The following is a 10,793-nucleotide window of genomic DNA, read 5'->3' on the forward strand; positions in this document are numbered from 1 at the left end:
CGAGCCTTTGGCTGGAGGACATGACACAGGTTCAGGAAGACGTTGCCCCGCCGCCGATTTCGGCGCAGCGGGGCTGGCTCGGCGTCGGGGCCGTCACGGCGGGCACGTTCACGGTGGTCACCTCCGAGATGCTGCCGGTCGGGCTGCTCACCCCGATCGGCTCGGCGCTGCGGGTGAGCGAAGGCAGCGCCGGCCTCACGTTGACGGTGACCGGCCTGGTCGCCGCGGTGTCGGCGCCCTTGGTCACCGCGGCGCTGGGCCGGATCGAACGCAAGACGGCGCTGTGCGGATTGATGGCGGTGCTCGCGCTGGGCAATCTCGGCGCGGCCTGGGCGCCGACCTTCGGGGTGTTGATGGGGGCACGGGTGCTGGTCGGCGTCGGCATGGGCGGTGTGTGGGCTATCGCGGCGAGCCTGGCGGCACGGCTCGTGCCCGCGCGGTCGGCCACCGCGGCGACCTCGCTGGTCTTCTCCGGCGTCGCGGTCGCCTCGGTGCTCGGCATCCCCGCGGGAACCATGCTGGGCGCGCTCGCCGGGTGGCGGATCGTTTTCGTCGCCGCAGCTGGGCTGGCGGTGCTGGTGCTCACGGCGATGGCCGCCGCGCTTCCGCGCCTGCCCGCGACGGAGACCGCCGCGGCGGGCGGGGTATTGCGGCTGGCGGGGCAGCCGGGCCTGCGGGTCGCCCTGCTCGTGGTCGCGTTCCTGGTCACCGGCCACTTCGCGGCTTACACCTACGTGCGGCCGGTGCTCGAGGAGGTGACCGGCGTCGGCGCGGAGACGATCGGCGCGCTGCTGCTGGTCTACGGGATCGCGGGCGTGGCGGGCAATTTCGGTGCGGGCGCGGCGGCGGCACGGACGCCACGGAGGACGCTGATCGTGATCGGCTCGATCCTGGCCGTCGCGGCGATCGCCTTGCCGGTGCTCGGCGCTTCGCCCGCACCGGCGTTGGTACTGATGATCGTGTGGGGGCTGTCCTACGGCGGTGTATCGGTGAGCACGCAGGTCTGGGTCTTCGCCGCGTCGCCCCGCGCGAAGGAGGGTGCGTCGGCGCTGTTCGCCGGGGTCTTCAATGCCGCGATCGCACTCGGGTCGCTGATCGGCGGGCTGGCCGCGGACGGGATGGGCCTCGCCGCCGCGCTGTGGCTCGGTGGCGCGCTGGCGCTCGTGGCCGTGCTCGTCGCCGCGTTCGGAACGGGCATCGATCGGCGGACGGGCGGCGGGCAGTAGCGGCGCTTATTGGCAGCGTCAGGGAAAAGCAGCTGCGGCAACGTTTTCCGATACCTACGATCACGGTCATGTCCTTGCGCGCGATTCCGGCTTCGATGGACCCGGCGGTGGTCGGGGCGATCGATGACGAGCTGGATCGGATCGAGCGGGAGCACCGGGTGTCGATCCGGCTGGCGATCGAAAGTGGAAGCCGCGCTTGGGGTTTCCCGTCTCCCGACTCGGACTACGACTGCCGGTTCGTGTACGTCGCGCCGCTGGAGACCTATCTGTCGCCGTGGCGCACCCGGGACGTGGTGGAGACGCCGCTCACCGACTTGCTCGACGTGAGCGGCTGGGATCTGGCCAAAGCGCTGCGGCTGCTGGTGCAGGGCAACGCGGTGCTCATCGAATGGCTGATGTCGCCGATCGTCTACCGCGGCGACCCGGCATTCCGGGACCGGCTGCGCACGGTGGCCGGCGAAGTCGCCGACCGCGACAAGGTGGCTCGGCACTATCTGCACCTGGGCAGCAAGCAGTGGGCCTTGTTCGAGCGCACCGGGTCGCTGAAGAAGGTGTTCTACGCGTTGCGTCCGGCGATGGCGCTGCGATGGCTGCGCGAGCATCCCGCGGCGGCCGTGGCGCCGATGCATCTGCCGACGCTGCTGCGGGAATGCGATCTGCCCGCCGAACTGCCGTCGGCGGTCACCGAACTGACCGACCTGAAATCACGGACCCGGGAGATGGGCAGCGGTGCGGTGCCCGCGCCGATCACCGCGTTCATCACCGCCGAATTCGCCTGCGCGGCCGAGGCGTTCGCCAAGTCCGGCCACCGCGATCTCACGCGGGCCCGTGCGATCACCGCGGAGTTCTTCCGCTCCGAGGCATCGGCGGGCTGACCCCTAGGACCCCAGGATCGCTCCGGTCGCCCGCTCGTCCGCGTCGGCAGACTCGGCGACCGCGTCGGCGTAGGCCCGCGCGAGCTGTTGCGTGGCGGACGGGCGGTCCGAATTCGGGCGGGGGACGCCGAGATGGCTCTCGCGCAATTCGTCCATGAACTCCGCCCACAATGCCGGACCGCCCGCCTCGAGCAATTCGGCCCGCACCCGAAGACTCTTGGTGGTCGGACGGTGCCGTAGGCCCCACGCGCCGAGTTGCGCCATGACCGGCACCAACTCGATCGCGGGTTCGGTGAGCCGGTATTCCGCCTTCTGCCCTGGCCTGGCGTCCTCCCGGCTGAGCAGACCCGCCGCCACCAGGCGCTTGAGCCGATCGGAGAGGATGTTCGAGGCGATGCCTTCCTCCGAGCCTGCCAGCAGCTCGCGGAAGTGGCGTCGGTCGCCGAACATCACGTCGCGCAACACGAGCAGCGTCCACCGGTCACCGATCACCTCGATCGTCGCGTTGATCGGGCACCCCGAACGTCCGTCCTCGCGCATCCGGCACTCCCGTCGCTCGACACCTACTGATTGCAATATACAATCAGATACTCGTCAGTCGCCGAGCCGCTCGTCCTCCGTCCCCATCCGCCCACGGCGAGCGCGCATCTCCGAACGAAAATCGGTGCGCGCCGGCCAGCTCGCTTCCACGGCACCCTCCGGGCGATCCGCCCGTTCCGCACCCGACCCCGAACAGGGGAAAGGCCCCACACCATCCTGGTGCGGAGCCTTTCGGAAGCTAAGTCGCGATCAGAGAACGCGGACGTCCTGGGCCTGCGGACCCTTCTGTCCCTGGCCGATCTCGAACTCCACGCGCTGCCCCTCATCGAGGGACCGGAAACCCGAGCCGCTCACAGCCGAGTAATGCACGAAGACGTCGGGCCCCCCGCCGTCCTGTGCGATGAAGCCGAAGCCCTTCTCGCTGTTGAACCACTTCACAATGCCTTGAGCCATTTCATACTTTCTGTAGACGAGCCAGGTAGGTGTTATGAGATGCCCTGGTCTCGTAGATCAACGATGCCATGATCCGACGAATTACTCACGTTCCGTACCACCAACTGTGAGCTAACGCTCACGACGACGCTCGGCTCCGTCGTGCGCGAGTGCACACGGGGTTCACTCGCGACGCTCGCTCAGTGGCGGGTCGTTTCTGTCACCTCCCACGCTCGGCCGGGCCCCGATCCAGCGACAGTCGCCGGGCCCATCGGGCGGGTACCCGCAAGTCGCGTCGGATAACGTCCGCCGCCTACCCCGGACGAGCGAATTTTTCTCGCAGGGGCCACCGCGCCCGGCATCATGGACTCCTTCTTCGACGCGGTTCGGCAGCGATGCACAGCCGCTACCAATTTCCTTGTGCCCCAACTGGTTTCAGTGTACCGCACGCAGACTCCGATAGTTCAGCCTACGTCCGGCGCCCCCGGTGCGCACCGTTCGTTAAGTTCTGTTCACGGGCGCAGGTAGCGCACCTGACGCCGTTTCTTCTCGTCGTAGGCGGCGCGACCCGCCAGATGCTCCGGCACGCCGATCTCCCACCAGGCGCCCGCCTCGGTCCACACCGCCGGCTGCGTCCGCACGACCAGCACGGCCGGGCGGCATCCGGCCTGCGCGGCCGCGCGCGCCTTCGCGTACGCGTCCCGGAAACCGTCCAGGTCGGTAGCCGTGAAGACCGAACATCCCAGGGCGGCGGCATGGGCGGCGAAATCGACCCGAGGGGGATGCTCGTGACGGCTCCGGCAATCGGCATAGAAATTGTTGAACGGCTCGCCGCCTTGTCCCTCCTGTAGCCGGGCGATCACGGCGTAGCCGTCGTTGTCGCAGACCACCGCGACGAACGGATGCCCGGCGAACGCCGCCGAGAACAATTCCGAGTTCAGCATCAGATACGAGCCGTCCCCGAGCAGGGTGGTCACCACACCGTCGGGGTGCGCCATGGCCGCCCCCCACGCGCCCGCGAGTTCGTAGCCCATGCAGGAGAAGCCGTACTCCACGTCCATGGTCGGTGCGCCGCCGATCGCCCGCCAACCGCCCACGAGTTCCCCGGGCAGGCCGCCGGAAGCCGTCATCACGTAGTCGTCCGGTCCGCTGAGGTCGTTCACCACGCCCACCACCTGGGCGTAGCTCGGTAACCCCGGAGTCGGTGCGCGCAGTGCGTCGACGTGCGCGTCCCACGTGTCGCGCAGCGCGGCGGCTCGCGCTGTCCATTCGGGATCTACGCGCCACTGCCCCACCTGCCCGTCCAGCTCCCGCACGGTGGCCTCGGCGTCGCCGACCACCGCCAGGGCGCCGTGTTTGACGGCGTCGAACCGGGCCACGTTGATCGTGACCAACCGGACGTCCGGCGCGAAGACCGTCCAGGACGCCGTGGTGAAGTCCTGCAATCGGGTCCCGATCGCGAGGACGAGATCGGCCTCGGCCGCCATCGCGTTCGCCGACGCCGAGCCGGTGATGCCGAGCGGCCCCGCGTACAGGGGATGGTCGTGCGGTACGAGGGTGCGGCCCGCGGTGGTCTCCACCACCGGAAGGCCGTGCGACTCGGCGAACCCCAGCGCCGTGGGCCCCGCGCCCGAATAGCGAACACCGCCGCCGAGGATCAGCAACGGCCGCTGTGCGCCGCGCAACGCGGCCACGGCGTCGGCGAGCGCCCGTAGGTCCGGGCGCGGCCGCGCGGGCCGGTGCACTACGGGGTGGAAAAGCGCGTCGGGAAAGTCGTATGTCTCGGCCTGCACGTCCTGCGGCAGCGCCAAGACGACCGGACCGGCTTCGGCCGGATCGGTGAGCACCCCGACCGCCTGCGGCAGGGTCGCGATCAGCTGTTCCGGACGGGTGACGCGGTCGAAGTACCGACTCACCGCGCGGAACGCGTCGTTCACCGTGCCGGTCGGGTCGCCGAAGTGCTCGACCTGTTGCAGAACCGGGTCCGGCGCGCGTCCGGTGAAGGTGTCGCCGGGCAGCAGAAGCAGCGGAAGCCGGTTGGCGTGCGCCACCCCTGCCGCCGTCACCATGTTCAGCGCGCCGGGCCCGATGGACGACGTCGCGACACCGACCTGACGCCGGTGGGCAGCCTTGGCATAGCCGACTGCGGCGAGCGCCATCCCCTCTTCGGTGTGCCCGCGCCAAACCGGCAGTTCGTCGCGCCGCTCGTGCAGCGCGGTGCCGAGGCCGAGCACGTTGCCGTGGCCGAAGATCGCGAAAACGGCGGGGAACAACGGGGCCTCGCGGCCGTCGAGCATCTCGCAGCGCTGGGCGATCAGCCACGCCACCAGCGCCTGCGCAGTGGTCAGTCGCATCCGATCCGCCCTTCGTGCGAGGTGACCGGGCAGCGGGGATCGAGCGGCTCGGCGTCCCAGCGCGCCCGCACCCAGCTGTGGGCGGGGTCGTCGCAGAAGGCCATCGATCGCTCGGCGGCCGGACCGGACAGCACGTTGAGGTAGTACATCGGGTAGCCGGGCGCCGCGATACACGGCCCGTGGTAGCCGCGCGGAATCAAGAAGACGTCACCGTCGCGGACGGCGACGTTCTCCTCGACTGCGCCGTCGGCCGTGTAGGTGCGGTGCATGCCGAATCCTTCGCGGGACGGCGTGATCCCGTCGCGTCCGGCGATGCGGAAGTAGTAGATCTCCTCGTTGACGACTTCGCAGTCGCTCGCCTCGTCGTGCTTGTGCGGCGGGTAGGACGACCAGTTGCCGTCCGGGGTGATCAGCTCGCAGGCGTTGAGCTTGTCGGCGTGCTCCCACACGCCCGGTACGCCGAAGTTGGTGACCTGGCGTGTCGCGCTGCCCGCACCGCGAACTTCGACCGGCACCTGCTCGGCGGGGCCGTATCGCGGCTCCAGCCGTCTCGCGCAGCGAGCCATCGGTAGCGCGACCTCCAATTCGCCGCCTTCGGCCACCAACTCCACCTCGGCGTCTCGGGGGACGTAGGCGAAATCCGTCACGCGGGTGAAGACCGATTCGCGACCGGCCAGGGTGAAGCTCGCGCCGTCGACGCGCACCGTGCACGCTCCGGCCAACGGCAGGACGAACGCCTCGAACTCCCCCGTCCGCACGGTCCGTGACTCCCCGGCGCCGATCCGCAGGACGCGCAGCCCCGCGTAAGTCCATCCGGCGTGCTCGGGGGTCAACAGGATCGGGTCGCCGTCACGGCACAACGTCCCTGCCGGCCGGTGCAGTGTCATCGTGCCTCCTCCGTACAAGGTTTGCGGACACCGGAGAATCGGCCGGGTCCACCTGCCCGCCGCCTCTGCAACGTCGTGCGGTGAAGGCGGGCAGCGCGGTGATGGTCTGTCGTCATCGCGCCCTACTTTCATGGAGGTGCGCGGTGGCCGCTTCGCGCCTCATCGCGTGTCCTTCAGCAGGCGAGCTGCGGTGTGCACCGCGCGGGCGACGTCACCGTCCGGTGGGTACAGCAGAGTGCGCCCGACGACGAGACCGCGCACCACATCGTGGCCGAGCGCCCCGCCCCACAGCGCGCGATCCACCGCCGGGTCACCGGAAGGGGCGCCGCCCAGCACGAGCACCGGTAGCGTGGTCGCGTCCAGTACCGAGATGTTCGGCGGCGCGGGGATCTTCAGCCAGGTGTAGGCCGAGGTGACGCCCAGGCCGGAGGCCACCGTGATCGCCCGCGACAGCGACAGCGCGTCCTTGCTCATCACCAGCGCGCCATTGTCGTCCCGGTGATACGGCAGGGGTTCGACCATCGCCATCAGTTCGTGCGCGGCCAGTTCCGAGACCGCCCGCGCGCAGGCCTGCAGCGTCGGCACGGTGCCCGCGTCGGAGTCGACCAGGCGCAGCAGCATCTTGCCGCCGTCGAGCCGGAACCGCGCCAGAGCTTCGGCGTCGTATCCGGTGAATCGGTCGTCGATCTCCCATTCCGCGCCGGCCAGTCCGCCGCGGTTCATCGATCCGATCACGACCTTGTCGTCCAGCGCTTCCAGCAGCAGCAGTTCCTCGACCACGTCCGGTGAGCCGAGCACGCCGTCGACGTCCGGGTTGGCCAGCGCGATCAGCAACCGTTCCAGCAGCGTGCGCCGATCCGCCATGGCCGTGCGGTCCGCGCCGACGCCGAGCGCGCCACGGGCGGGATGGTCGGCGGCGACCAGGAACAACGTCTGCTTACCCGCCAGCAGGTCGGCGCGGCGCACCCGTTTCGCGTAGGCCCGTTCGATGGCGGCGGGGTCGGTCGCGCGCACGCGCAACAACTCGCGCCAGCGTTCGTCGGTCACGTGCATGGCAGCTCCTCCGTTCCGCGTCCGCTCGACCACTCGACAATTCCGCGAGTACCGCCCGGCTTCAACCGCTCGAAAACACCACGAGCCGCACGCCGACCCGACCGCATCGCGATTTCGCTGCCTCCAGCCCAGCCCAACCGCTCACCAGCGCCCGGGGTGCCGCCCCGACTCAACCGCTCGGCAACTCCGGGACTTCCAGCCCGGCCCAACCGCTGAACAGCGGCCCGAGTACCGCCCCCACTCAACCGCTCGGCAGCTCCCGGACCTCCAACCTGGCCCAACCGCTCGGCAGCGCCCCGAGTTCCGCGCCGACCCGACCGCATCGCGACTCCCCGGCCTACCGGCTGACTCAACCGCACAGCAATTCCTCGATCTCCGCGCCTGTCGGCATGGCGTCGGCGCAGGCGAGACGCGCCGCGACCAGCGCGCCCGCCGCGTTGGCGTAGGTGGCGATGCGCCGTGGGTCCCAGCCACTGAGCAGGCCGTGGATCAGCGCGCCGCCGAACGCGTCGCCCGCGCCGAGCCCGCAGACCACCTCTACCCGGCACGGCGGCACCGTCCAGCGTTCCTCGGCGGTGGCCACCAGGACGCCGTCGCCGCCCTGCTTGATCACCGCCAGACGCACCCCGCGGGCGAGCAGCCGATCGGCCGCCGCGTCCGGATCGGCGGTGCCCACCGCCACCTCGGCTTCGGTGCGGTTGCCGACCACCACGTTCACGTGGTCGACCATCCATCCGATCTCGGCCCTCGCGGTAGCCAGGTCGGGCCAGAACATCGGCCGGTAGTCCAGGTCGAGCACCGTGTGCCCGCGCCGTGCGCGCCGCAGCAGGACCGCACGGTGCGTACCGCGGCTCGGCTCGGCGCTCACGCCGGTGCCGGTGACCCACAGCAGCGGCACGGAGTCCACGAGCTCCCAGGGCACTTCGTCCGTTGCGATGGTGAGATCCGGCGCGATCGGCGCGCGGTAGAACAGCAGCGGCGGATCGGACGGCAGCGTGAGTTCGCAGAAGACCACGGGCGTCAGCAGATCCGGCGCGGTCCGCACGTACCGGGAAGAGACGCCGAAGCCATCCAGCGCCGTGCGCACGAAGTCGCCGAAGCCGTCGGGGCCTACCTTGGTCAGCACCGCGGAGCGACGGCCGAGGCGAGCGGCGGCCACGGCGACGTTGGTCGCGGTGCCGCCCAGGAACTTGGCGAAACTGCGCACCTGCGCCAAGGCGACCCCGCTTTGTTCGGGATACAGGTCCACCCCGACGCGCCCGATGGTCAACGCCTCCAGCTCGTTGCCCGGCGTCTTCACGGCGTCACCACCCGCCGCAGTTCGTGCTGCAACGCCTCCAGTTCCGCGCCGCCCGCCATCTGACGGGTCAGTTCCGGCAGGTCGATCTCCGATTTCTCGTAGGAACCGAGCATCGCGCCTCGCTTCAGGAGCAGGAATCGGTCGCCGACCGGGTAGGCGTGGTGCGGGTTGTGCGTGATCAGCACGACGCCGAGCCCGCGCTCGCGCGCCCGCACGACGTACTTCAGCACCACCCCGGCCTGTTTGACGCCCAGCGCCGCGGTCGGCTCGTCGAGGATCAACACCTTCGCGCCGTAGTGCACGGCCCGCGCGATCGCGACGCATTGCCGCTGCCCGCCGGACAGCGTGCCTACCGGCTGTTCCATATCGCGGATCTCGATGCCCATGTCCGCGAGGGCGGTGCGCGCGATCTCGCAGCTTTTCTTGCGGTCCAGCACCCGGAACGGGCCGTATCCGAAAGTCGGTTCGGAGCCGAGCACGAAGTTGCGCCACACGCTCATCAGCGGCACCACCGCGAGATCCTGGTAGACCGTGGCGATGCCGCGATCCAGCGCCTCGCGCGGCGAGGCGAACCGGACGGACGCACCCTCGACCCGCAGTGCGCCGCGGTCGTGCTGGTGCACGCCCGCGAGGATCTTGATCAGCGTCGACTTGCCCGCGCCGTTGTCGCCGAGCACGCAGGTCACCTCGCCCGCGCGCACCACCGTGGACACCTCACGCAGGGCGACGACGCCGCCGTAGCTCTTGCCGAGGTCCACGGCCTCGATGAGGGAAGTCATCGGCGCACCCTTTCGGCTCGTTTCTGGAATCTGTTGTTGACCAGCACCGCCGCCAGCAGCAGCACACCGAGGAACAGCATGAACCAGTCGCTGTCCCAGCGGGCGAACACGATGCCCTGGCGCGCCATGCCGAAGATCAGCGCGCCGATCGCGGCGCCGACCGCCGAGCCGAAGCCGCCGGTGAGCAGGCACCCCCCGACCACCGCGGCGATGATGTAGTGCAGTTCTAGCCCGACGCCCTGGTTGGCCTGCACGCTCGCGAACCGCAGGATGTTGCAGGAGCCGACCACCCAACCCGCGAACGCGGTGCCCATGAACAGCAGGATCTTGGTGCGGTCCGCGGGCACACCCACCGCGCGAGCGCTCGGCAAAGAACCGCCGACGGCGAAGATCCAGTTGCCGAACCGGGTTCGTGCCAGGACCACCGCGGCGATCGCGGTCAGCACGATCCACCAGACCACCGACGCCTGCAGGTGCGCGTCGCCGATGTCGAGCGTCGAGGCGAACACCCAGCCCGCCGACTGGTAGCCGTCCGCGCCGCGCACACCCGACACCTGCACCGTGTCGGTGACCAGCCGCGTCACGCCGAGGTTCAGGCCCTGCAGGGCCAAGAAGGTGCCGAGCGTCACGATGAAACTGGGCAGGCCGGTGCGCATCACCACCCAGCCGTTGAACGCGCCGACGGCCAGCGCGAACACCAGCGAAGCCAGCAGCGCGAACCAGACGTTCCATCCGGCGTGCACCGCGAGCAACGCCGTGACCAGGGCCGTGGAGGCGGTCATCACGCCCGCCGACAGGTCGAATTCGCCGCCGATCATCAGCAGCGCCACGGCCACCGCCATGATGCCCAGGGTGGACGCGTCGTCCAGCCAGGTCGCGACGCCGAGCGGGCTCAGGAAGCGGTCGGTGACGAGGGCGAAGAACACGAACACCAGCAGCGCGCCGAGCGCCGCGCCGTTCTCCGGCCGCACGGCCAGGCGTTGCCACGGCGAGAGTCCCGGTCGGTCCTGCGTCGAGGTCTTCGCGGCGACGATCATTTCATCCACTCCAGACCTCAGCGCGTGCCCTGCGCGACGAGCGCGGCGACGGCGTCCACATTGCTCTCGTCCACGAAGCCGGGGCCGGTCTGCACCGGGGCGCCGCCTCCGACGGTGTTCAGGTTCGTCCGGTACAGCCGCAGCAGCACGATCGGCAGATACCCCTGCTCGTACTGCTGCTGATCGACCGCGAACAGTAGTCTTCCAGCCCGGATCGCCTCGACCACATCGGAATTGAGGTCGAAGGTGGCGACGACGGCGGGTGACGCGGCCTCGCGGACCGCGTCGACGGCGCGGGCGGCGACCTGGG

10 protein-coding genes and 1 pseudogene are annotated in these 10,793 nt (G+C 70.1%); 2 read left to right on the plus strand and 9 right to left on the minus strand.

What is annotated here, in order from left to right; genetic code table 11:
- Nucleotides 1–20 precede the first annotated feature (20 nt).
- Both ON27_RS19060 and ON27_RS19065 read left to right on the plus strand, forming a co-directional pair.
- Nucleotides 21–1,226: an MFS transporter gene (locus ON27_RS19060; RefSeq protein ID WP_051046758.1), complete on the plus strand. Its 1,206-nt coding sequence runs from the start codon at nucleotides 21–23 to the stop codon at nucleotides 1,224–1,226.
- Between the two features lie 68 nt (nucleotides 1,227–1,294).
- The gene (locus tag ON27_RS19065; protein ID WP_051046759.1) at nucleotides 1,295–2,101 is read left to right on the plus strand and encodes a nucleotidyltransferase domain-containing protein; all 807 of its coding nucleotides are present in this window, start codon (nucleotides 1,295–1,297) and stop codon (nucleotides 2,099–2,101) included.
- A gap of 3 nt (nucleotides 2,102–2,104) precedes the next feature.
- Here ON27_RS19065 and ON27_RS19070 read toward each other — a convergent pair whose 3' ends face one another.
- The 9 genes and pseudogenes from ON27_RS19070 to ON27_RS19110 form a co-directional block, all read right to left on the minus strand.
- Nucleotides 2,105–2,641: a winged helix-turn-helix transcriptional regulator gene (locus tag ON27_RS19070; RefSeq protein ID WP_051046760.1), complete on the minus strand. Its 537-nt coding sequence runs from the start codon at nucleotides 2,639–2,641 to the stop codon at nucleotides 2,105–2,107.
- A 249-nt stretch (nucleotides 2,642–2,890) separates the two neighbouring features.
- On the minus strand, nucleotides 2,891–3,094 hold the full coding sequence (locus ON27_RS19075) for a cold-shock protein (protein WP_014987157.1): 204 nt from the start codon (nucleotides 3,092–3,094) through the stop codon (nucleotides 2,891–2,893).
- A gap of 491 nt (nucleotides 3,095–3,585) precedes the next feature.
- The gene (iolD, locus tag ON27_RS19080) at nucleotides 3,586–5,427 is read right to left on the minus strand and encodes a 3D-(3,5/4)-trihydroxycyclohexane-1,2-dione acylhydrolase (decyclizing) (protein ID WP_043729096.1); all 1,842 of its coding nucleotides are present in this window, start codon (nucleotides 5,425–5,427) and stop codon (nucleotides 3,586–3,588) included.
- Nucleotides 5,418–6,314: a 5-deoxy-glucuronate isomerase gene (gene iolB / locus ON27_RS19085; protein ID WP_043729100.1), complete on the minus strand. Its 897-nt coding sequence runs from the start codon at nucleotides 6,312–6,314 to the stop codon at nucleotides 5,418–5,420. Before iolB ends, iolD begins: the two co-directional genes overlap by 10 nt.
- Before the next feature lie 159 nt (nucleotides 6,315–6,473).
- Nucleotides 6,474–7,367 carry a Cgl0159 family (beta/alpha)8-fold protein gene (locus ON27_RS19090; RefSeq protein ID WP_043729103.1) on the minus strand — a complete coding sequence of 298 codons (894 nt, stop codon included), beginning with the start codon at nucleotides 7,365–7,367 and terminating at the stop codon, nucleotides 6,474–6,476.
- A 349-nt stretch (nucleotides 7,368–7,716) separates the two neighbouring features.
- Nucleotides 7,717–8,667, minus strand: coding sequence for a 5-dehydro-2-deoxygluconokinase (gene iolC, locus ON27_RS19095; protein ID WP_218003011.1), 951 nt, complete (start codon nucleotides 8,665–8,667; stop codon nucleotides 7,717–7,719).
- Nucleotides 8,664–9,446, minus strand: a complete 783-nt coding sequence (locus tag ON27_RS19100; protein WP_043729105.1) for an ATP-binding cassette domain-containing protein — start codon at nucleotides 9,444–9,446, stop codon at nucleotides 8,664–8,666. Before ON27_RS19100 ends, iolC begins: the two co-directional genes overlap by 4 nt.
- Entirely contained in the window at nucleotides 9,443–10,483 is a 1,041-nt protein-coding gene (locus ON27_RS19105) for an ABC transporter permease (protein ID WP_043729108.1), read from the minus strand. The genes ON27_RS19100 and ON27_RS19105 overlap by 4 nt, the downstream gene beginning before the upstream one ends.
- A 17-nt stretch (nucleotides 10,484–10,500) precedes the next feature.
- Nucleotides 10,501–10,793 (minus strand): annotated as a pseudogene (locus tag ON27_RS19110) (sugar ABC transporter substrate-binding protein); the annotation flags it as partial.

Source organism: Nocardia asiatica NBRC 100129 (genome assembly GCF_000308415.1).
In the GTDB taxonomy this organism is placed as follows: Bacteria; Actinomycetota; Actinomycetes; order Mycobacteriales; family Mycobacteriaceae; genus Nocardia; species Nocardia asiatica.